Below are 22139 nucleotides of genomic sequence, written 5' to 3'. Positions count from 1 at the left end.
GAGAATTTCCATGATCTCCCTGTCAGACTTCTTCATGCGTCCCTCCGGCGGGTGGTGGCTCAAGGTGGTCAGAGACCTCGAGCGAACCCCCGGAGGGACGTCTGCGTGGGGACCGACACGAGCCTGGCCCCGGGGCTGAGAACAGGGAGATCAGCTGTCCGTCAGCAGGGAGGTACGTGTCCGCCTACAGGGAGATTGGCATGTCCGCTAGCATGCCGGTCCGAGGGCGGGCTCCGACGGTCCCGGGCTGGTACCGGTCGCTTGCGGCCGCAGCGTCCCGCCAGGAGGGCGTGGACGCGGTCCTGCGGGCCTCCGGGGCAGCAGACCCGGGAGAATGCGGTTCGCAGGTCCTGTCCCGACAGAACGGCGCTGAGGGCCGTCGGAGGAGTCATGCGGTCATGTCTCAGCTGTGTCCGAGCGCCGACGACGGATCCACAGATGCGACAGGGCCCCGAGAGGAGTGATCCTCTCGGGGCCCTGTCAGGCGTGCTGCCGGCTCAGCGCACGAGCTCCCGGTCCTGGGAACCCGTGGTGAGGGCGTCGGCCTCGTGGTGGTGGTGCGCCGCCTCGAGCTCGGCGGGGGTGACGGGGGCGACACGGTCCTCGAAGAAGAAGCGGCTGATCCGCTCGCGCGTCTTCTCCGTGGCCGTGATCTTGCCCTTGGCGTTCGGCTGGGCCGGCTCGACCTGGTAGTCGGGCATGTTGACCAGACGGTACCGCTTGTACTCGTCGAGGGGCTCGTGCACCTCGATGAACTCACCGTGGGGGAGCTGCTGCACCCGTCCGGTCTCCCGGCCGTGGAGGACGATCTCCCGGTCCTTGCGCTGCAACGCCAGGCAGATCCGGCGGGTGATCATGAAGGCCAGGATCGGGCCCAGGAAGTACAGGGCGCGCAGCCAGTACAGGACGTCGTTGACGGCCAGGTTGAAGTGCGTGGCGATGAGGTCGCCGCTGGCCGCGATGAGCATGATCGTGTAGAACGTCACGCCGGCGGCGCCCATGGCGGTCCGGAACGGAGCGTTCCGGGGACGGTCGAGGATGTGGTGCTCCCGGTCGTCCTTCGTGACCCAGCGCTCGATCCAGGGCCACGCGGCCATGAGCCCGAAGAGCACCGCGAGCGGCGCCATCGGCAGCAGCACGTTCATCGGGATCGACATGCCCCAGAACGTCCACTCCCAGTTGAACGGCCAGGTGCCGGGCATGAGGCGCACGGCGCCGTCGGTGAAGCCCATGTACCAGTCGGGCTGGGAACCGGCCTGCACCGGGGAGGGATCGTACGGACCGTAGTTCCAGATCGCGTTGATGGTGGTGGTGCCCGCCATCAGGGCCATGATGCCGAACACGATGAAGAAGAACCCACCGGCCTTCGCCGCGTAGATCGGTCCCACGGGGAAGCCGACGACGTTGTTCTCGGTGCGGCCCGGGCCGGGGAACTGGGTGTGCTTGTGCACCACAACCATGAACAGGTGGACGACGATCAGCATCAGGATGATCGCCGGGATCACGAGCACGTGGAGGATGTAGAGGCGCGCGATGATGTCGTGGCCGGGGAACTCGCCGCCGAACAGGAACATCGACAGGTAGGCGCCCACGATGGGGAGTGCCTTCAGGATCGCGTCGGCGATGCGCAGACCGTTGCCGGAGAGCACGTCGTCGGGGAGCGAGTAGCCGGTGAAGCCGGCGACGATCGCGAGCAGGAAGAGCGCGACGCCGACGAGCCAGTTGAGCTCGCGCGGGCGGCGGAAGGCCCCCGTGAAGAACACGCGCAGCATGTGCACGGACACGGCGGCGGCGAAGACCAGCGCGGACCAGTGGTGGATCTGGCGCAGGAAGAGACCGCCGCGGATGTCGAACGAGATGTCGAGCGAGGAGGCGTAGGCCGCGGACATCTCGACGCCCTGCATCGGGACGTAGGAGCCCTCGTACTCCAGGGCCGCCATCGACGGCTCGAACCACAGGGCCAGGAACGTGCCGGAGAGCAGCAGGATGACGAAGGTGTACAGCGCCACCTCGCCGAACATGAAGGACCAGTGGTCCGGGAAGATCTTCCGGCCGAACTCCTTGACGATCGGCGACATGCCGACACGGGTGTCGACGAAGTTCGCGATCCGGCCGGTGCCCGTCTGGGGCTTGTACTCGTAATCAGTGGACGTGGACATCAGTTCGCCTCACCCTGCATCTCCTCGACATGGGTACCGCGCTGCGAGTAGGTCGGACCGACCGGCTCCTGGAAGTCGCTGCGGGCCACGAGGTAGCCCTCGTCGTCCACAGTGATCGGCAGCTGGGGAAGGGGCCGGGCAGCCGGCCCGAAGATGACCTCGCACTCGTTCGCGAGGTCGAACGTGGACTGGTGGCACGGGCACAGCAGGTGGTGGGTCTGCTGCTCGTAGAGCGCGACCGGGCAGCCGACGTGGGTGCAGACCTTCGAGTAGGCGAAGATGCCGTCGACGTTCCAGTCGGCCCGCTCGGGCGAGACGTTGACGGTGTCCGGGTCGAGGCGCATGAGCAGCACCACGGCCTTGGCCTTCTCGTCGAGATAGCCCTCGTTGTGCCCGATGGCGCTCAGGTTCTCGGGGACCACGTGGAACGTGGAGCCGAGGGTGACGTCCGAGGCCTTGATGGGCGTGCCGGAGGGATCGCGCACCAGACGGATCCCCTCGTCCCAGATGGTCTCCTTGAGGACGTCCAGATCGGTCGGGCCGAGGTCCCGCAGCATGCCGACGAACGGCAGGGGAGCGAGCACGGCCGCGCCGATGAGGGTGTTGCGCAGCAGCGGCCGGCGCTTGATCCCGGACTCGTCGTAGATCGTGGTCAGGATGCTCTGCGCCTCGGCGCGCTGCTCCTCCGTGCGCACCGCGTGCCGGTTCTCCACCAGCTCGTGGTCGGGCATGAGCGTGCGGGCCCAGTGGACCACGCCGAGACCGATGCCGAACATGCCCAGGGCGACGCCGAGGCCGAGCAGCAGGTTCTGCAGCTGGAGGGCCTGCGTGGGCGCGGTGTTCGTGACGTCGTAGATGGGTCCGTCGACGCGGACGCCGAAGTACCCGACGAAGAACAGGATCGATCCGAGGATCGAGATCAGGAACAGCAGGACGACCTGCCGTTCGGCGCGCTTGGCGGCCGTGGAGTCGATGTCCGTCAGGCGCGGGCGGTGCGGGGGCAGTCCGGGGTCGGGGAAACGCTCCATTGCCGTGGTGCCCGTGGTGGCAACGGTTCCCGACTGGTGGGGAGTGCCGTCACTGTGGCTTCCCATGTGGTCCCTCATTCTTCTCTTGGTGCAGTTGATCGTAGCTTCGGGGTCCGACATCCGCTGCCGGCACGGCCCGTCAGGCGGAGCGCGAGGTGAGCCAGACGGTGAACCCGATGATGACGGCGAGCCCGATGGTCCAGACGAACAGGCCCTCCGACACCGGGCCGAGGGCGCCGAGCCCGAAGCCGCCGGGGTTGGGGTTGTCCTCGAGGGTCTTCAGGTAGGTGATGACGTCCCGCTTCTCCTCGGGGGTGATGTTCGCGTCGTTGAACACCGGCATGTTCTGCGGGCCGGTCTGCATGGCCTCGTAGATGTGCTTCTCCTCGACGTCCATCACCGAGGGGGCGTACTTGCCGCGGGTCAGCGCACCGCCGGCACCGGCGGCGTTGTGGCACATGGCGCAGTTCGCGAGGAACACCTTCGCACCGTTGGCGGCGTTGCCCTGGGAGACGTCCAGGTACTGCTCCTCGGGGATGCCCGGGCCGGCGCCGAGGGTCGCCACGTAGGCGGCGAACTGACGGACCTGCTCGTCGTTGAACTGGACCGCCTTCTGCTCGGCCTGGGGACCGTTGGCCTGCATGGGCATGCGGCCGGTGCCGACCTGGAAGTCGACGGCGGCCGCACCGACGCCGACGAGCGACGGGCCGGAGGGGGTCCCGGCGCCGTCGAGGCCGTGGCAGGTGGAGCAGTTCGCGACGAACAGCTTCTCGCCCTCCTCGATGTCCTGTGCGGTGTAGGACTCGGTCTGGGCCTTGGCCTCGTTGGTGGTGGTGGCGACTGCGTAGAGCCCACCGCTGAGGAGCAGGGCCAGGACCATCAGGACCAGGACGGCCAGAGGGTGGCGTCGCTGCTGCGAAAGTGCCTTCACGTCAAACGTTCCTTTAACTCGGTGTTGGTTTGCTTGGTGCGTCCTCCGGACCGCGTGGCCTACTTGAGGAAATAGATCACGAGGAACAGCACGATCCAGACGACGTCCACGAAGTGCCAGTAGTAGGACACGACGATCGCCGAGGTGGCCTCGAAGTGCCCGAAGCGCTTGGCGATGAAGGCACGCCCCATGATGAACAGGAACGCGATGAGACCGCCCGTCACGTGCAGGGCGTGGAAGCCCGTGGTGATGTAGAAGGCGGAGCCGTAGGAGTTGGCCGGGATGCTGATGCCGTGGGCGACCAGCTCGGCGTACTCGAAGGACTGCACCGCCACGAAGATCGCGCCCATGATGAAGGTCAGGGCGAACCACTCGACCATGCCCCAGCGCGTGACCTGGAAGATCCCGCCGGCCCTACGGGGCTGGAGGCGCTCGGCGGCGAAGACGCCGAACTGGCAGGTCACCGAGCTCAGCACCAGGACGATGGTGTTGGCGAGCGCAAGCCAGACGTTCAGCTTGGCGGTCTCCTCGGCCCAGAGCTCCGGTGCGGTGGAGCGCAGGGTGAAGTACATGGCAAAGAGGCCGGCGAAGAACATCAGCTCGGAAGCGAGCCACACGATGGTGCCCACTGAGGTGAGGTTGGGTCGGTTGATCGACCCGCCTACCGGCTTGGCTGGGGTATGGGTTGCAGTCGTCACAGAGACATTATGTCGCCAAAACTCCCGGTGGACCAACCAGGGTCGGGGTCGGGCGGTTCGCGTGTCCGGGCGCCGAGGGCCCCCGCAGACGAGGCGCGCCGTCTCCTCGCGCTTCCGAGCGCGGGAGGCCGGGGATCCGGGGGCCTCCGGGACCTCGATGTGATCCGTGTCACAAGTCCTCGGCGAGGGACATCCCACGCCCGGGAGCCCGTTCGGGCCGGTCCGGCGGCGGGCGATACGATCGGGGGCGTGAACACGACGACACCGACGACCGCCGCGCACTTCGAGTGGCCGGACCTGATCACCGCCCTGATCTCCGGCACCGACCTGACCCGCGACCAGGCCTACTGGGCCATGGACACGATCATGTCGGGCGAGGTGTCCGACGTCGTCATCGCCGGTTTCCTCGTGGCCCTGCGGGCGAAGGGGGAGACGGTCGAGGAGCTGACCGGGCTGGCCGACGCCATGGTGGGCAACGCCCGGCCGGTCGACATCCCCGGCCCGGCCCTGGACATCGTCGGGACCGGCGGCGACCGGCTCTCCAGCGTCAACATCTCCACGATGTCCGCCCTCGTGTGCGCGGGCGCCGGGGCGAAGGTCGTCAAGCACGGCAACCGCGCGTCGTCCTCGAAGTCCGGCTCCGCCGACGTCCTGGAGGCGCTCGGGGTGCGGCTGGACCTGCCGGTCGAGATGGTGGAGTCCGCGGCCCAGCACGTGGGCATCACGTTCCTCTTCGCCCAGACCTTCCACCCGTCGATGCGCTTCGCCGCGGCGGCCCGGGCGCAGCTGCGCGTGGCCACCGCCTTCAACTTCCTGGGGCCGATCACGAACCCGGCGCGGGTCGAGGCCTCGGCCGTCGGCGTGGCCGACCGCTCGCTGGCGCCGCTGATCGCGGGCGTCTTCGCGGCCCGCGGCGACCGGGCCCTCGTCTTCCGGGGCGGCGACGGCCTCGACGAGCTCACCGTGACGGCGCCCTCCGAGGTCTGGGAGGTCCGGGACGGGCGGGTCGACCACCACGACCTCGAGCCGCTCGACCTCGGCATGCCCCGGGCCACGATCGAGGACCTCCGGGGTCAGGACGCCCGGTACAACGCGGGCGTGGTCGAGCGGGTCCTGGCGGGGGAGAAGGGGCACGTGCGCAACGCCGTGCTGCTCAACTCCGCCGCCGGCCTCGTGGCCTTCGACACCGGTGCCGAGGGGTCCTTCCAGGACCGGATGGCCGCGGCGGTGCGGCGCGCGGAGGAGTCGGTGGACAGCGGCGCGGCCCGCGCCGTCCTGGACCGCTGGATCGCCCACACCGCGCACTGAGGCGCCGCGCCGGCGGAGGGCCGACGACGACGGAGGCCGGCGGGGCGTTCCCCTGCCGGCCTCCTGCTGTCCGTGCGCCCGACCGCCGCGCGGGCTCCGGCCCGGCGGCACGAGGCCGGGCGGCCGGTGCCCGTCAGTCGATGCCGAGCGAGAAGGCCGCCTCCAGGTCGTGCTTGCTGTAGGTCCGGAACGCGATGTTGGTGTTCGTGCCCACGACGCCCTCGACCTTGGAGAGCCGGTCGGCGATGACGTCCGCGAGGTCCTCGTGCCGGTGCACGCGCACCATCGCGATGAGGTCCCAGTCGCCGGTCACGGAGTACACCTCGCTGATGCCGGGGATGTCGGAGATCTGCTCGGCGACCTCGGGGATCCGGTCGGCGGAGGTCTTGATGAGGACGATGGCGGTGAGCATGGAGCACCTTTCGCGGAGCGGGGCCGGCAGGACCGGCGGGACGGAGGGGTCAGCGCGGGCGGCGGGAGCGGACCGCCCGGAGCCCCGAGACCAGGGCACGGGGGCCCAGCAGGAAGACGCCGAGCACCGCGAGCGTGACGAGGACGAAGCTCGGTGCCGTGCCCTCGCCGACGAGCAGGCGCAGGCCCATGCCCACGGCCACGGTCGTCGACCACAGCGCGACGCCCCGCGGCCAGACTGCGAACGGGGCGCGGTGCACCCGCCACCCGATCCAGCCCAGCAGGAGCCCGGCCAGGAACGGCCACGCCGTGATGAGGAGGCCGGCGGCGTCCAGGGCGTGGGTGCTGCGGCCCAGGCCGGCGAACAGCAGGACGAGCAGCACGTCCACGGTCAGCGCCGCGGCCCAGGGGCCGGGGTGCGTGGTGCGTTCCTCGGGGCGGGCGGTGAGGAGGGCGGACGTGTGCATGCTGGCAGTCTAGTGCGGTGTCCGCGGGTCGCGATCCGGGACTCCCGAAGCCTCAGGTGCACCTTGAGAGTTGAGGGCTGAGGGCGAAAAAAGTCTCAACCTTACACCAGGGGTCGATGGTCCGGGCCCGGGGGCCAGGGAGGGCCGCCGGGCCGCCTCGGGTGCCGGACTCGTGACGGAATGCGGGACGGCGGGGTGGTTGAGGAGTACCACATCCTCGTGCGGCGCGGCGTCCCGGTGGAGCGGTCGGTGCGACGAGCGGCGGAGGTGTGTGCGACAGGGGATGCTCGGGAGTGGTACATAGCGGGTGGAACGGGCCGGAGGGGAGCCTTCGCTCCACGCTACTTTACATAATGTCGATTATCGGCGCTTTGCGGAGCAGGCTGTCCGGGGGGCAGCGCTCAGCATCCGTGTCCGCGCACGCCGTCGTTCCGGCTGTTCCGGTGAGCTCCGGACGCTCGGCTCTTCCGTGACGACACGACCCCGTCCTGCAGCGCGGATTCATCACGCGGCTCCGGGGCCGGCAGGAGCGACCCGCCGTGAGATCCCGGACGACGACGGGCCGGTGGGCCGTGGGCCTCTCCGCCGCCGGGCTCGTGCTGGGCTCGGTCGCGCCCGTCCTGACAGTCGTCCGACAGGACACTGGCACCGAGCCCGCGCTCGTCGTCGTCGCGCCGATGCTCGCAGCACCGTTACGACACGGCGGACCGGCCGTCCCGCTCCGAACAGACCGGCGCCTCTCCCCTGTCGACGCCGTCAGCAAGCCGATGTCCTCGTGTTGCGCCGCCCGGCCCTCCTTTTGTGGCCACTTGTGGGGGGATTCCCCCGTCGACCCGGCCTCGGGGGCCGGCCGCCGATACGCTCGCCGTGGCCGACCTGAATTCGCGTCGGCAAATTCTTGGTTCAAGGGGAGGACATCCGTGGGACGACGGAACACTGTGATCGTGACGGACGGCCGGGGGCGCCGGCTGGTGACCTCCGTGCTGGCCCTGTCGGTGCTGGCCCTGGCCGGCTGCGGACAGGACGACGCCTCGGACGCGCCCCCCGCGACCGCCTCCGGATCGGTCGCCCTCTCCCCCTCGCACGGCGGCCTGCAGGGCGGGAACCTGGTCCTGGCGGACACCGGCGGGGGCACCGACGGCCCGGTCACCGTCCGCTTCGGCGAGACGGAGGTGGAGTGCGAGTTCGACGACCGCTCCGCGCGCCACGCCTGCGTGGCCCCGGCCCGCGGGACCCCGGGCACGGTGGAGGTCTCCTTCGCCTCCGGCGGGAGCGACGTCGGGGAGAAGACCGCCTACACCTACACGACGCAGGGCACGCAGGACATCCCCCTCCTCACGGTCAACACGGAGACCGTGCGCAGCAACGCCGAGGCGATCCGGGCCGACTTCCCGTCGAACGTCCAGCTCGGCGCCGTGCTCAAGAACGGCGAGCCCGTGGACGTGTTCGGCAAGGTCATCGAGGACGCCGCCGAGGTCGACTACATCTTCGTGCCGAAGCTCGACGACGCCATCGCCCTGCGCGAGGCCGGCGTCGAGGCCAAGATCGCGGTGCTCTACGTCGCCCAGATCGAGGACATCCCGCTGCTGATGCACTACGACGTGGAGGTCGCCGCCACGGACCCCGCCTGGGTCGAGGCGGCGGAACAGGTGCTGTCCACCACGGGAGGGACGCTGAAGGTCCACCTGTGGGTCGACACGGGAATGGGGCGCGAGGGCGTCGTGCCCGAGGAGGCGCTCCCCCTGGCCCGAGCCGTCGAGGACGCCCCGCACCTGGAGCTCGCCGGCATCGCCACGCACTTCTCCACCGTCACGGCGGAGGACAAGGACGCCATCGAGCGCAACGACACGGCCAACACCACGGTGGCCCAGAAGAACCGCTTCGACGGTGCGGTGGCCGCGATCCGGGACGCCGGCCTCGGGCAGGACGCCCTGATCCACGCGGGGGCCAGCGACGTGCTGGACCAGGAGATCGACTCCCTCTACTACGACCTGCTGCGGGTCGGCGGCATGTTCTTCGCCAGCAGCCCGCCGGAGACGACCCTCTACTCCTGGACCACGGAGCTGAGCCAGGTCAAGACGCTCCCCGCGGGCTGGTGCATCGACTACGGGTGCACCGAGCCGACCACCGAGCCCAAGAAGGTGGGTCTCGTCAACCACATCCCGTCCCGGGAGAACGAGCTGACCTACACGGTCGGCGGCAAGCAGGTCCCGGTGCTGCTCGACCACGGCACGGTCCTGACCCTCGACCTGTCCGAGGTGCCGGAGGCGGCCGCCGGGGACGAGGTGGCCATCGACTTCAGCGCGGAGGCCTTCCACCTGCTCGACGCCACAGCACCGCTGCCGGTGACGACCACCGGCGGGTGACCGGCGCCGTTCAGGACCGACCGGCCGGGTCCTCGACGTCGTGGTCCAGCACGAGGTCGGCGTGGAAGTCCCGCGCCAGCTCCCGGGCGCGGGCGGCCCGGCGCGCGGAGGCCTCCGGCCCGACGGTGAGGTCCACGTAGACGACGGGCCGGCCGCAGGACTCCTCGAGCCGGGCCCGCAGCACCTCCGCCCGGTCGTCGCCGGGCGCGCAGCGGCCCGTGCCGAGCAGGACGAACGCGCGCTCGAAGTCGGGCTCGGCGGGAACGCCCCGCGCGATCAGGGCGGGCAGCCGGGACTGCAGCGCGGAGAGGCCGACCACGGCGGTCGCCGTCCCGGCGAGCCAGGCGCCGGCGGCGGAGACCGCCACCGAGGTGATGAGTTTCATGGATCTCCTCCTCCCGCGTGCCGGGGTCTGTGGGGCGGACCGGCACCGGGCCGGACCGACGGACGGCGGCGTCCCGCGGTCCCGGGAGAGTCCGGCGCGACCACCGTAGAGATCCCAACGCCCCCGGAACAGCGCCTATTCCGGGGACCCCGGCCGCGGCCCTGCCGCCACGCCGCTCCAGCGTCCTGTCAGGCCCGTGGGGCAGAATGGGTCCAAGGCGAGGGTGCCCTCGCGGACGCGGATTCGGAAGGCCGGGGACGGACATGTGGGAGTGGCTGGTCGAGAACTCGTGGGTCCTGTGGCTGATCGTCGTGATCGCTCTGGCCGCCGTCGAGATGCTCACCCTGGACTTCCTCTTCCTGATGATGTCCGCCGCCGCGCTGCTGGCGTTCGGGGTGAGCTGGGTGACGGACAACTTCGTGCTCCAGGTGGTGACGTTCGCCCTCGCCTCGGTGCTGCTCATCTTCGCGGTGCGGCCGGTGGCCCTGCGCCGCCTCAACCGGTCCACGCCCGGGACCGCGTCCAACGCCGCCCGGCTCATCGGCCTCCCGTGCCAGGTCCTGGACCCCGTGACCGGCCGCAGCGGGCTGGTGCGCCTGGAGGGCGACACCTGGAGCGCCCGCTCCGTCACCGGCGAGCAGCTGCCCCCCGGCACCGACGTCTTCGTCCACGACATCGAGGGCGCCACCGTCCTCGTGGCCCCGTACCCCGCGCCGGCCGCCGACGGCGGGCCGGCGCCGCGCCCGTCCTTCTGACCCCCAAGACCGCACCGGCCCGGCGGGAACGCCGCCCGGAGCGGCACCACCGAGAGAGGCACCCGTGGACCTAGCCGTCATCGTCCTGCTCGCCATCCTGGTCGTCCTGGTCTTCATCATCCTGCTGAGGTCGGTGCGGATCATCCCGCAGGCCCGGGCCGGGATCGTCGAGCGACTCGGCAAGTACCAGAGCACCCTCACCCCCGGTCTGCACTTCCTCATCCCGTTCGTGGACCGTCTCCTGCCCCTCATCGACCTGCGCGAGCAGGTCCAGTCCTTCCCGGCGCAGTCCGTGATCACGGAGGACAACCTCGTGGTCGGCATCGACACGGTCGTCTACTTCCAGGTCATGGATCCGCGTGCCGCCACCTACGAGATCGTCGACTACATCCAGGCCGCCGACCAGCTGACGTCGGCGACCCTGCGCAACGTGGTGGGCGGTCTGAACCTCGAGGAGGCGCTGACCTCCCGCGACAAGATCAACGCCGAGCTGCGCGGGGTCCTGGACTCCACCACGGGGCGCTGGGGCATCCGCGTGTCGCGGGTGGACATCAAGGAGATCACTCCCCCGCCGTCCATCCAGGACTCGATGGAGAAGCAGATGCGCGCCGAGCGGGAGCGCCGCGCGGTGATTCTCACGGCCGAGGGCGACAAGCAGTCGCGGATCCTCATGGCCGAGGGCCAGCGGCAGGCGGCCATCCTGTCCGCGGAGGGCGAGGCGAAGGCCGCGATCCTGCGCGCGGACGGCGAGGCCCAGGCCATCCGGAAGGTCTTCGACTCGATCCACCGGGCCCGGCCGACCCAGAAGCTGCTGGCCTACCAGTACATCCAGACCCTGCCCAAGGTCGCCGAGGGCAGCGCCAACAAGGTGTGGATGATCCCCGCCGAGCTCGGCGACGCCCTGCGGGGCGTGGGCGACTTCCTCTCCAGGCCGGACGAGGACGGCCCGGACCGGACCTGGTCGGACGCGGACGAGATGCCGGAGCCCGAGTCCGCGGACGAGCCCCTCGTGAAGCCGGACGCCGTCCGGGTGACGGAGGAGGACCTGCAGCCCAACCTGGAGCGCACCACCGTCGACCCGGACGAGTTCACCATCCCCCGGCCCTCGACCATCGACCCGGAGGCCCCCGTGCGCCTCGACGACCCGATGCCGCCGCAGGACGGCCCGGCCGCCCGCTGACGCGGCGGACCCGGGCCCCGGGGAACAACCCCGGGAGCCCGTGCGTTGCACCCAGCGGATCCCGGGTCCGTGCGACCCGCCGTCAGCCCGAGCGTGCGCCACTGCCGTGGCCACCGTCAGTTATGGAGGAACCACCACAATGAGCGACCGCAGCCTCAGGGGAATGCGTCTGGGCTCCCAGTCCATGGAGACCGAGGCCGGTGTCGAGCCGGCCCCGCGCCAGCGCGTCGAGTACCGCACCGCGGACGGCGAGAAGGTCACCGTCACCTTCGCGGCGGAGGCCGAGATCCCGCCGGTGTGGGTGTCGAAGACCGGCAAGGAAGCGATCATCGTCAACGGCGAGAAGCCGGTGAACCCCAACGAGAAGCACCAGCGCACGCACTGGGACATGCTCCTGGAGCGGCGCAGCACGGACGAGCTCGAGGAGATCCTGGCCCAGCGCGTCGAGTTCTACCGGGAGAAGCACGCGATCTGATCCTGTCGCCCGGCACATGCGGAGGGCCCCACCCGGTTCGGGTGGGGCCCTCCGCATGTGCCGGGCAGCGCGCCGGTCAGAGGCTCAGCGGCGGGTGAGCTTGCCCGCCAGGGTCCTGGCGCGGGCTGTGAGCCCCCACTGGGCCACGCGCACGACGGCCTCCCGGGTCACGTCCGGGCTCATCTTGGACTCGCCCTCGGCGCGCTCCACGAAGGTGATGGGCACTTCGACGACGCTCAGGCCGGCCCGCTCGGTGCGCCAGCCGAGATCGATCTGGAAGCAGTAGCCCTTGGAGTCGACGGTCTCGAGACCGATCCGTTCGAGGGTCTCGCGGCGGAAGGCGCGGTAGCCGGCGGTGATGTCGTGGATCCGGGAGCCCAGGAGCGTCCGGGCGTAGAGGTTGCCGCCGCGCGAGAGCAGCTGGCGCTGCAGGGGCCAGTTCACGGTGCGCCCGCCGGGGACGTAGCGGGAGCCGATGGCCAGGTCGGCGCCGCGCTCCACGGCGTCCAGCAGCAGCGGGAGCTGCTCGGGCTGGTGGGAGCAGTCGGCGTCCATCTCGACCAGGACGTCGTAGTCCCGGGCCAGGCCCCAGCGGAAGCCGGCGATGTACGCGGCGCCGAGGCCCTCCTTGCTGGTGCGGTGCAGGACGTGGATGTTCCCGTCCGCGGCGGACATCTCGTCGGCGAGACGGCCGGTCCCGTCCGGGCTGTTGTCGTCCACCACCAGCACGTGCCCGTCCGGGACGGCCTGGCGGAGCCGGTCCATCACGGTCGGGAGGGACTCGTATTCGTTGTAGGTGGGGATGACGGTCAGTACGCGCACCGGGTGGTTCCTTTCGAGGTCTGCCTGCCGCACCACAGGGCAGGCTCCCTCGTCTTCGGACCAGTCCGGCCCTGAGGGGATGCCGGCCTGTTTTCTAAGGACGAGCGAGCCCACCCGGCAGCAGTTGCCCAGCCTAACCTGCCCCGCGCCTGCGACCAAGATCCGAACGCCGCGGGGTGGCCGGGCGCCCCGCGGCTCAGAACCCGGCGGAGCGGTACAGCTCGACGCCGTCGAGCACGGTCTGGCGGCACACGGGCAGGGACGCGCCGTCGAGCGCGGGGAGCAGGGGGGTGCGGGCGCGCGGGTCGGTGCTCCAGGCGGAGCCGGTCCCCTCGGCCTGCTGCACCATGAGGGCCTCGACGTCCCACACGGCGAACGTGGCCGGGGTGCCGGGCGCGAGCTGGCCCTGCATGGGGTCGGGGTGCCGGGCGGCCCGCCACGCGCCCCGGGTGGAGGCGAGGAACGCGGCCCGCGCGGAGATCCGCTGGTCCGGGTCGTGGTGCTGGAGGCAGGCGCGGACGGTCTCCCACGGGGACAGCGGCACCACGGGGGCGTCGCTGCCGAGGGCCACCGGGACCCCGGCGCGGTAGAAGGAGGCCATCGGGTTCATCGCGGCCGCCCGGTCGGCCCCGAGGCGCTGCTCGTAGAGCCCGCCCGGTCCGCCCCAGGCGGCGTCGAAGCCCGGTTGCACGGACACGGTCACGGCGTGGTGGGCGAGCCGCTCGATGCCCTCCGGGTCGATCATCTCGGCGTGCTCCAGGCGGTGGCCGGCGCTGTGCAGGGCCCGCTCCCCCACGAGCGCCTCGGCGCGGTCGAGGCCGTCGAGGACGATGTCCATCCCGGCGTCCCCGATGACGTGGAAGCCGCCCTGCAGACCGGCCTCCGTGGTCGCGGCGAGGTGGGCGGCCACGGCCGCGGCGTCCAGGTAGCGGTCCCCCAGGTCGCCGGGGGCGTCGGCGTAGGGGGCGCGCAGCGCGGCGGTGCGGGAGCCCAGGGCGCCGTCGACGCACAGGTCCCCGGCGAGCCCCACGAGCGACTCCCGCCGCTCCACGGGGCGTCCGAGCAGGTCCGCCAGGGCGGTGTCGAACCGCTCCGCCACCGCCAGCGCCTCCTGGGCCGTGGCCACGAGCTCCCCCCGGTAGGGCAGCACGCGAGGAGTGGCGCCCTCGGCGCCGACCCCGTGGTTGGCGAGGGCCGTCAGCCGCACGAGGTCCTCGAAGGGGGCGACCTGCTCGGCGTTGGCCTCGACGAGGGCCACGTAGCCCTGGGCCGCGGCGTGCCGCAGGGCGAGCCGGTGCAGCTCGGCGCGGCGCCCGGCGTCGAAGTCGAGGGCCGCCGCGCGCACCCGGTCGTGGGCCAGGTTCTCCACGCGGCCGTCGCCGAGCCACCCGTCGGTCCCGGCCAGGCCCAGCCGCCGGGCCAGGGACGAGGACACCACCCCGGAGTGGACGTCGATGCGGGTCAGGTAGACCTCGCGCCCGCCGGCGGCCCGGTCGAGCTCCTCCGCCGTCGGCGCCCGGCGCTCCGGCCACACGGACTCGTCCCAGCCGGAGCCCAGGACCGGGCCCGTGCTCGTGCGGGCGGCGCCGGCCACGGCGTCGAGCACCTCGTGCAGGGATCCGGCCGCCGTGAGGTCCAGGGTGGACAGCGCCAGGGCGGTCTCGGTCACGTGCACGTGGGAGTCCACGAACCCCGGGGCCAACAGCCGCCCGTCGAGGTCGACCACGTCCATGGAGGAGTCCTGCAGGGACTGCGCCGCCTCCTCGGAGCCGACCCAGGCCACGCGGGTGCCGTCGACCAGCAGGGCCGTGGCGAACGGGTCCGCGGGGCTGTAGACGGAGCCGTTGCGGTAGAGGACGGGACGGGCGGGGACGGTGGTGCTCACGGGTCTCCTGTTCGGGGGCGGTGGTGCGCGGGGGTCGTGCGGGGCGGTCGTGCCGGTGGACGGGGCGGCGCGGGGCGGGAGGGCGCGGCTCAGTCCTCGAACGCGGAGTGGGCCACCACGCCGCGGCGCACCAGCGCGATCGCGCGCTGGCACTGGGCGCGAGTGCCGGCGTCGAGCAGGTCGATCTTGGCGAGCTGGTCGAGCATGTCGATCACCTGCTTGGCCCAGCGCACGAAGTCGCCGGCGGCGAGCTCCGTGCCGGACAGGGCCGCGCTCAGGGTCGCCCCGCGCGCCCAGAGGTGCATGGCCTCCACGAGCCCGAACTCCGGCTCCGCGGTGGCCGGGAGGTGGTGCTCCTGCTCGCGGTCGGTGAGCAGGGACCAGTTGCGCACCACGGTCTGTGCGGCCCGGTCCATGGCGGCGGTCGGCAGGACCGGCTGGATCCCCTGCTCCTCGCGCTTGGCCTGGTAGACGAGCAGGGTCACGAGCCCCGCGGTGGCGGCGGGGTCGAGGTCGTCGAGGAAGCCGTCGCGCAGGCTCAGGGCGAGGAGCAGGTCCCGGTCCCCGTAGATCCGCCGCAGCTGCTCGCCGGCGCGGGTCGGCCGGACCTCCCCGTCCGGGAGGGTCTCCAGGTAGCCGAAGGAGCCCAGCACCTCGGAGACGCGGTCGAAGGTCTTGGCGATCGTGTTGGTGCGGCTCTCGATCTGGCGCAGCAGCCCGTCGGTGTCCCGGCGCAGCGTCCACCAGCGCTCGGCCCAGCGGGCGTGGCTCTCGCGGTCCGAGCAGCCGTGGCAGGGGTGGCCGCGCAGGGCCTTGCGGACCTCCGTGATGCGCCGCTCGGCGGCGCTGGTGCCGCGGTCGAACTGGATGGTGTGCCCGCGGCCGCCGCCGCGCGGGGGCCGGTGCTCGTGCAGGGCGTTGCGCACGGACGAGGCGAGGTCGCGCCGCTCCTTGGGCGTCCGGCCCGTGAACTGCTTGGGGATCCGGATCCGCGAGACCGGCTCGAGCGGCCCGTCCAGGTCCTGGGCCCCCACCCGGCGCAGCTGGTGGTCGAGGGTGAGGATGGAGGGGCGGGGGTCGTCCCGGTTGGGGTCGGTGGACAGGATCACGGCGTAGCCGGCGTTGCGCCCCCGCGGGATCTCCACGACGTCCCCGGGCAGCAGGTCGTGCAGGGACGCGACGGCGTCCGAGCGCCGCTGCCGGGAGCCGGCCTTCTCCTCGGCACGCTCCAGGTCCTTGAGCTCGCGGCGCAGGGCGGCGTACTCGGAGAAGTCCCCGAGGTGGCAGGTCATGGCCTCCTCGTAGCCCTTGAGGGACTCCTCCTGGGAGCGGACCCGGCGCGCCAGGCCCACCACGGAGCGGTCCGCCTGGAACTGGGCGAAGGAGGACTCGAGGATCTTGCGGGAGCGGTGGGCGCCGAACTGGGCCACCAGGTTCACGGACATGTTGTAGGTGGGCCGGAAGCTCGAGTTCAGCGGGTAGGTGCGCTTGGAGGCGAGACCGGCGACTGCGTGCGGGTCCATCCCGGGCTGCCACAGCACCACGGCGTGGCCCTCGACGTCGATCCCCCGGCGCCCCGCGCGCCCGGTGAGCTGGGTGTACTCCCCCGGCGTGATGTCCACCCGGGACTCGCCGTTGAACTTGTCGAGCTTCTCGAGCACCACGGAGCGGGCCGGCATGTTGATGCCCAGGGCCAGGGTCTCCGTGGCGAAGACGGCCTTGACGAGCCCCTCGGCGAACAGCTCCTCCACGAGCTCCTTGAACGCCGGCAGCATCCCCGCGTGGTGGGCGGCCACGCCGCGCAGCAGGCCGTCGCGCCACTCGTAGAAGCCGAGGACGTTGAGGTCCGCGGCCTCGAGCGAGGCGGCGGTCTCGGCCACCCGGGCGCGGATGGTCTGCTGCTCCTTCTCGCCGGTCAGCCGGATGTCCGCGGCGACGCACTGCTGCACGGCGGCGTCGCACCCGACCCGGGAGAAGATGAAGGTGATGACGGGCAGCAGGCCCTCGGCGTCGAGGCGGCGGATCAGCTGCGGGCGGGACACCCGGCGCGTCTCGGGGCTGGGCCGGAAGCCCTCGCCGCCGTTGCGGCGGGAGAACCGGTCCCGGGAGCGTCCCCCGGGCCCGCGGCCGCCCCGGCGGCCCCCGCGGGGGTGCTCGGCGCGGGCGAGCTGGAGCAGCTCGGGGTTGACGTCGGGCTCGTCGCTGCCGGGGCCCTCGAGCCGCTCGGCGGCCTCCTCCACCGTGGTGTCGTCCAGGAACAGGTCGAGCAGCCGCCCGCCCACCTGGACGTGCTGCCACAGCGGCACGGGCCGGTGCTCGGAGACCACCACGTCCGTGTCGCCGCGCACCGTGTCCAGCCAGGCCCCGAACTCCTCGGCGTTGGAGACGGTCGCGGACAGGGAGACCAGCTGGACGCTGTCCGGCAGGTGGATGATGACCTCCTCCCACACGGCGCCCCGGAAGCGGTCGGCGAGGTAGTGCACCTCGTCCATGATCACGAAGCCCAGGTTCAGCAGGGTGGGCGAGTCCGCGTACAGCATGTTGCGCAGGACCTCGGTGGTCATCACCACCACGTCCGCCTCGGAGTTCACCGAGGTGTCGCCGGTGAGCAGGCCGACCCGCTCGGCGCCGAAGGCCCGGGAGAACTCGTGGAACTTCTGGTTGCTGAGCGCCTTGATGGGCGTGGTGTAGAAGGCCTTCTGCCCGCGGGACAGGGCCAGGTGGACGGCGAACTCCCCCACTACGGTCTTGCCGGCGCCGGTCGGCGCGGCGACGAGCACCCCGCGGCCCTCCTCGAGGGCCCCGCAGGCGGTCGTCTGGAAGTCGTCCATCTCGAACTCGAGCCGGTGCTGGAACACGGCGAGCTCGGTCCTCGCGTGGGCGGCCCGCTGCTTGGCGGCCAGGTATCGGTCGGCGTAGGAGGACATGCGTCCAGCCTACTGCTCGACCCGGACGTGGCCGGGTCCACCGGGGGCCCGTTCGCGACGGGCCGAGCGGGTCAGGTGCGGAACCCGCCCTCGGGGTCGTGGCCGAGGCGGCCGAGCTCGTCGGCGGGGGTCGCGACGTCGGCCGACGCCCCCGTGCCCGCCGCGAGGCGGGCCTCCTTCCGGGCCCGCCGGCGGTCGAGGAGCAGGCACAGCCCGACGGCCACGAAGAAGAGCGTGAGCAGCGGCACGGCGAGGTAGAACATGGTCATCGGGTCGGGGCCCGGGGCGGCCATCGCGGAGACCACCATCACGAGGACCACGACGATCCGCCAGCTCTTGAGCACCGTGCGCCCGGAGAGCACGCCCAGCATGTTCAGGCCCACCAGGAACACGGGCAGCACGAAGGCGACGCCGAAGGTCAGGATCAGCTGGAGGAAGAACCGCAGGTACACGTCCGCGGAGATGAAGTTGGTCCCGCCCGCCGGGGTGAACGCGGTGAGGGCGTAGACGGCGGTGGGCAGGGTGAGCACGGCGACCGCGATGCCGCCCAGGAAGAGCGGGACGGCCGCGGCCAGGAAGCCGACCGCGTAGCGCCGTTCGGTCCGGTGCAGGGCCGGCGTCACGAACGCCCAGAGCTGGTAGAGCCACACGGGGCTGGCCAGGACCAGGCCGAGCACCAGGGAGACCTCCACCATGATGTTGAAGGACGAGCCCACCGCGGAGTAGTTGATGGAGGCCTCGCTGCCCTCCGCGGAGGCCAGCCGCTGCAGGGGCTCCGTGATGTAGGCCATGAACGGGATGTACAGGAAGAACCCGCCGACCATGCCCACCACGGTGGCGACCGCGGACTTGATCAGCCGGTTGCGCAGCTCCCGCAGGTGCTCGGCCAGGGCCATCTGCGCCTGCGGATTGGCCTTGCGCGCGGTCCGGCGCTTCTTCGGACCGCGGGGGGACTGCGAGGACATGGGGACCTTCGGGACTCGGGGCCCGCCCGGGGCGGCGGGGCCGGTCGGGCGGCCCGCTCCCCGGGCGGGGGCGCGGACCGGCCGGTGCGGCGGATCGGGGCGGCGGCGGACGCCGGGAGAGGGGGCGAGGGGTCAGGCCGGAGGGCGGCCGGGGTGCTGCTCGGGGTCGCGCGGGGTGTCCGTGCCGGAGGCGGTGCCGGTGGCACCGGGGTCACGGTCGGTGCTGCCGTCCCGGCCGGGCGCCACGGCCTTGCCGTCGATGACCACGTCCGAGCCGTCCGGCTGGTCGTCCTTCTTCATCTCCTTGACCTCGGACTTGAAGATGCGCAGCGACTGGCCGAGGCTGCGGGCCATGCCCGGGAGCTTGGGCGCGCCGAACAGCAGCAGGATCACCAGCAGGATGATCAGGATCATGAAGGGGCTGTCGAAGAGCCTACCCATGGAACATTCCTTTCCGTTCAGCCCGGCGGAGGTCGCTGATCCGCTGCGGCTGGCCCATCCGGTCCTTGCGCTCGATGCGGCGTCTCAGACGGGCGGTTTCTCGTTGGTCACGGCCGACCCGGTAGTCGGCCACGGCTTGCCCCACCGGTGTGAACAGGGCCGGGTCCGGGGCGGCCCGGACAGGGCGCTGCACCCCGGCGGCCGCGTCGTCCCACCGCTGGGCGAACTCCCCGGCCACCGTCTCGGTGTCCCGGAGCAGGACGAAGAAGGTCTTCACCAGCCGCCACAGCATCAGTCCGAGGAACGCCGCGCCGAGCAGGACGAGGACCGTCCACAGCAGGACCCAGGACCACCAGAGCATGCCCTCCAGTATAGGCGGGCGGATCAGGCCGGCTCGGACGCCCCGTAGGCGCCGAGCGCAGAGTTCACCCAGAGTTCCACCTGCGCCACGACGTCGTCGGGTCCGATGACCGCGAGCTGGCCGCCGTAGCGGGTGACGAGCGCGCACACGGCCTCGGCCGTCTGGAACCCGATGAGCGCGGCCTCGTGGTCGGCCGCCGGCCCGGTGCGGGCCCCGCCGGGGACCCGGACCACGGCCGTGCGAGTGGCGTGGTACTGGTCGGCGATCCACCGGCTGCGCCGGTCGGTGACGAGCACGACCTCCACGGTGTCCGGGGTGCCGGGGGCGGGCGGGGACGCGGCGGCGGCCTCCTGGGCGGCGGGGCGCTCCCCCGCCGGCCCGGCGTCCTCGACGGCGGAGATCCGGTCCAGCCGGAAGTTGCGCATCCCCTCGGAGCCGAGGCACCAGGCGCGCACGTACCAGTGGGTGTTGGAGGAGAACACCTGGACCGGGTCCACGACCCGCTCGGTGAGCTCGTCGCGGGACGGGACCACGTAGCCGATCCGGATCCGGCGGCGCTGCTCCACGGCGCGGCGCACCGCGGACATGACGTCGGCGAGGGCGGGCGCGGGCGTGTCCGTGATGGGGCGGGCGCCCACCGCGTTGGCGAGCACCCCGGCGTCCCCCGCGGCGCCGGCGACCTTCGCGATCGTGGACGCGACCGCCTCGGAGTCCCCGCCGGGCACGGTGCGCAGCGTCTGCAGGCCCACGAGCAGCGCGGAGGCCTCCGGCTGCGTGAGCCGCACGGGGTCGGAGAGCTCGTCCGCGTTGGACAGGTAGACGTGGCCGTCGTCCCAGGACGCGTCGATGAGCTGGTCCGGCATGTGCCCGGGCTTGCCGCACACGAACAGGGTGTTGAGGTCCGCGATCAGCTCCTGGTCGGTGATCCCGAACCGGCGGGCGGTCTCCTCGAGCTCCGCGCCCTGGTGGGCGTAGACCCAGCGGACGATCTCGAGCAGCCGCGAGAGGTGGTCCGCGGTGGAGAGCTTGTTGCGCGTGCCCTTGCGGGACTTGTTGTTCCAGTCGACCTGCACGCCGCGGAACCGTGCCACGGCGGACTCGGCGCTCCGCAGCCGGCGCACCACCGCGGCGCGCACCTCGGCCTGCATGGTGGGGGCGGTGCCGTCCCCGTCGCGGGGCACGACGACGCCGGGGCCCGCCGCGGCGATCTCCTCGGCGAGGATCTCGGTCTCCGCGAAGGGGATGTGCAGCCGGTCCCACCGGTCCACGCCGTCCCCGGCGCCGACGCCGGGCTCCTGCCGGGCGGCCATCCGGCGCAGCATGTGCGCGTGGCCGGGCCGGGCCAGCACCTCCACGGTGCGCGCGGGGGCGTGGGAGACCATCTGGGACAGGGACTCGTTCATGGAGAAGCCCTCGGGCGGGTCGAACTCCTTGCGGGTGACCGTGACGTCGGACATGATCCGCGACAGCCGGAACGTGCGGGAGTCCTTGCGGTCCAGGTCCCAGCCGACCACGTACCAGTTGCCGTAGCGGGAGCCGATGCCCCACGGCCGCAGCCGCCGGGTGGTGAGCTGGTCGGTGCTGCGGGCGAGGTAGTCGAAGCGGACCTCGCGGTGTCGCACCACGGCCGAGAGCAGCGGCTCGAAGGACGGCTCGTGGGCGGTGAGGGTGGGCTGCAGCAGCGGCGGGGCGTCGTCCTCCGGCAGACCGCCGATGGCGGGCTCGAGCTTGCGCAGGGCCCGGCGGGCGAGCTCCCCGAGGGAGGCGTCCGTCCAGGCGTTGGCCGCCAGGGCGAGCACCGCGGACTCCTCCGCCGTGAACTGCAGCGGCGGCAGCGTGAAGGACCCGCGCGGGATCCGGTAGCGGTGGCCGTGCGTGTCGTCCGGGAACAGGGGGTCCTCGGAGACCTCCTCGATGGGGTAGCCGAGGTCGCGCAGCTCCGCCTTGTCGCGCTCGAACATGCGCTCGAACGCCTCGTCGGACGCGGACTCCGCGTACGACGGAACGGCCTCCCGGAGCTCGGCGCGGGTGTACCCGCGTTCGCGGGAGACCAGGGCGATGAGCAGGTTGAGGAGCCGCTCCGTCGATCGGGCTGCCATCCGGTGGGTCCTCAGCGCACGTCCAGGAGGTCCACCACGAAGATCAGGGCCTCGTCCGGGCCGATGACCCCGCCGGCGCCCCTGGAGCCGTAGGCCTGGTCCGCGGGGATCTCCAGCCGGCGGCGGCCGCCGACCTTCATGCCCAGCAGGCCCTTGTCCCAGCCCTCGATGACCTGGCCGATGCCCACGGTGAAGTCGAGGGGCTGGCCGCGGTTCCAGGAGGCGTCGAACTCCTCGCCGGCGGAGAACGTCACGCCCACGTAGTGGCAGGAGATCTGCTTGCCGGGGGTCGCCTCGGCGCCGGTGCCCTCGACGAGGTCGGTGCTGACGAGCTCGGTCGGGGCCTCCCCCTCGGGGAAGTCGATCTCGGGCTTGCTGCGGTCGAGCTTGCGCTCTCCGAAGGACATGGGTGCTCCTGTTCGTCGGGTCGTCGACGGGTGGTCGTCGGGATCGGAGGGGCCTCGGGGGCCCACCGG

General features: G+C 72.0%; 20 protein-coding genes. 5 read left to right on the top strand and 15 right to left on the bottom strand.

What is annotated here, in order from left to right; all coding sequences use genetic code 11:
* Positions 1–497: 497 nt before the first annotated feature.
* From qcrB to ctaE, 4 genes are all read right to left on the bottom strand, one after another.
* Positions 498–2159, bottom strand: a complete 1662-nt coding sequence (gene qcrB / locus H488_RS28220; protein ID WP_017833532.1) for a cytochrome bc1 complex cytochrome b subunit — start codon at positions 2157–2159, stop codon at positions 498–500.
* On the bottom strand, positions 2159–3253 hold the full coding sequence (gene qcrA / locus H488_RS28215; protein WP_031283046.1) for a cytochrome bc1 complex Rieske iron-sulfur subunit: 1095 nt from the start codon (positions 3251–3253) through the stop codon (positions 2159–2161). The genes qcrB and qcrA overlap by 1 nt, the downstream gene beginning before the upstream one ends.
* A gap of 73 nt (positions 3254–3326) precedes the next feature.
* A complete protein-coding gene (qcrC, locus tag H488_RS28210) occupies positions 3327–4118 on the bottom strand; it encodes a cytochrome bc1 complex diheme cytochrome c subunit (protein ID WP_017833530.1) in 792 nt (263 codons plus the stop codon).
* A gap of 59 nt (positions 4119–4177) precedes the next feature.
* Positions 4178–4816, bottom strand: coding sequence for an aa3-type cytochrome oxidase subunit III (gene ctaE, locus H488_RS28205; RefSeq protein WP_031283044.1), 639 nt, complete (start codon positions 4814–4816; stop codon positions 4178–4180).
* A gap of 249 nt (positions 4817–5065) precedes the next feature.
* On the opposite strand from ctaE, the gene trpD reads away from it, so the two are divergent.
* Complete coding sequence (gene trpD, locus H488_RS28200; protein WP_017833528.1) at positions 5066–6124, top strand: anthranilate phosphoribosyltransferase; 1059 nt, start codon at positions 5066–5068, stop codon at positions 6122–6124.
* 133 nt (positions 6125–6257) lie between these two features.
* Here trpD and H488_RS28195 read toward each other — a convergent pair whose 3' ends face one another.
* Together H488_RS28195 and H488_RS28190 are read right to left on the bottom strand one after the other, a co-directional pair.
* Positions 6258–6536 carry an Lrp/AsnC family transcriptional regulator gene (locus tag H488_RS28195; protein ID WP_017833527.1) on the bottom strand — a complete coding sequence of 93 codons (279 nt, stop codon included), beginning with the start codon at positions 6534–6536 and terminating at the stop codon, positions 6258–6260.
* 49 nt (positions 6537–6585) lie between these two features.
* Entirely contained in the window at positions 6586–7002 is a 417-nt protein-coding gene (locus H488_RS28190; protein WP_017833526.1) for a DUF3054 domain-containing protein, read from the bottom strand.
* A gap of 944 nt (positions 7003–7946) precedes the next feature.
* On the opposite strand from H488_RS28190, the gene H488_RS28185 reads away from it, so the two are divergent.
* Positions 7947–9368 carry an alanine racemase gene (locus tag H488_RS28185; RefSeq protein WP_197722630.1) on the top strand — a complete coding sequence of 474 codons (1422 nt, stop codon included), beginning with the start codon at positions 7947–7949 and terminating at the stop codon, positions 9366–9368.
* A 10-nt stretch (positions 9369–9378) separates the two neighbouring features.
* Here the strand turns inward: H488_RS28185 and H488_RS28180 are convergent, their stop codons facing one another.
* Positions 9379–9753: a hypothetical protein gene (locus tag H488_RS28180; protein WP_017833524.1), complete on the bottom strand. Its 375-nt coding sequence runs from the start codon at positions 9751–9753 to the stop codon at positions 9379–9381.
* Between the two features lie 263 nt (positions 9754–10016).
* Here H488_RS28180 and H488_RS28175 point away from each other — a divergent pair, with 263 nt between their 5' ends.
* From H488_RS28175 to H488_RS28165, 3 genes are all read left to right on the top strand, one after another.
* The gene (locus tag H488_RS28175) at positions 10017–10508 is read left to right on the top strand and encodes an NfeD family protein (protein WP_017833523.1); all 492 of its coding nucleotides are present in this window, start codon (positions 10017–10019) and stop codon (positions 10506–10508) included.
* Positions 10509–10572: 64 nt separating this feature from the next.
* The gene (locus H488_RS28170) at positions 10573–11688 is read left to right on the top strand and encodes an SPFH domain-containing protein (RefSeq protein ID WP_017833522.1); all 1116 of its coding nucleotides are present in this window, start codon (positions 10573–10575) and stop codon (positions 11686–11688) included.
* Positions 11689–11827: 139 nt separating this feature from the next.
* Positions 11828–12163: an RNA polymerase-binding protein RbpA gene (locus H488_RS28165; protein ID WP_031283042.1), complete on the top strand. Its 336-nt coding sequence runs from the start codon at positions 11828–11830 to the stop codon at positions 12161–12163.
* Positions 12164–12247: 84 nt separating this feature from the next.
* Here H488_RS28165 and H488_RS28160 read toward each other — a convergent pair whose 3' ends face one another.
* From H488_RS28160 to H488_RS28125, 8 genes are all read right to left on the bottom strand, one after another.
* Positions 12248–12985 carry a polyprenol monophosphomannose synthase gene (locus H488_RS28160; RefSeq protein WP_017833520.1) on the bottom strand — a complete coding sequence of 246 codons (738 nt, stop codon included), beginning with the start codon at positions 12983–12985 and terminating at the stop codon, positions 12248–12250.
* Between the two features lie 196 nt (positions 12986–13181).
* On the bottom strand, positions 13182–14870 hold the full coding sequence (locus tag H488_RS28155) for an amidohydrolase (RefSeq protein ID WP_017833519.1): 1689 nt from the start codon (positions 14868–14870) through the stop codon (positions 13182–13184).
* 89 nt (positions 14871–14959) lie between these two features.
* Entirely contained in the window at positions 14960–17797 is a 2838-nt protein-coding gene (locus H488_RS28150) for a DEAD/DEAH box helicase (protein WP_017833518.1), read from the bottom strand.
* 71 nt (positions 17798–17868) lie between these two features.
* Positions 17869–18762 (bottom strand): twin-arginine translocase subunit TatC, encoded by an 894-nt coding sequence (tatC, locus tag H488_RS28145; RefSeq protein ID WP_017833517.1) that lies wholly within the window; start codon positions 18760–18762, stop codon positions 17869–17871.
* Positions 18763–18894: 132 nt separating this feature from the next.
* A complete protein-coding gene (tatA, locus tag H488_RS36095) occupies positions 18895–19203 on the bottom strand; it encodes a Sec-independent protein translocase subunit TatA (RefSeq protein ID WP_017833516.1) in 309 nt (102 codons plus the stop codon).
* A complete protein-coding gene (locus tag H488_RS28135; RefSeq protein WP_017833515.1) occupies positions 19196–19564 on the bottom strand; it encodes a hypothetical protein in 369 nt (122 codons plus the stop codon). The genes tatA and H488_RS28135 overlap by 8 nt, the downstream gene beginning before the upstream one ends.
* A 23-nt stretch (positions 19565–19587) precedes the next feature.
* Positions 19588–21663 (bottom strand): helix-turn-helix transcriptional regulator, encoded by a 2076-nt coding sequence (locus tag H488_RS28130; protein WP_017833514.1) that lies wholly within the window; start codon positions 21661–21663, stop codon positions 19588–19590.
* Between the two features lie 11 nt (positions 21664–21674).
* A complete protein-coding gene (locus tag H488_RS28125) occupies positions 21675–22070 on the bottom strand; it encodes an FKBP-type peptidyl-prolyl cis-trans isomerase (RefSeq protein WP_017833513.1) in 396 nt (131 codons plus the stop codon).
* Between the last annotated feature and the right edge of the window lie 69 nt (positions 22071–22139).

This window comes from Kocuria sp. UCD-OTCP, assembly GCF_000349605.1.
In the GTDB taxonomy this organism is placed as follows: Bacteria; Actinomycetota; Actinomycetes; order Actinomycetales; family Micrococcaceae; genus Kocuria; species Kocuria rosea.
Note: the sequence above shows the minus strand (reverse complement) of the source record. Positions and strands in the feature narration are given on the sequence as shown.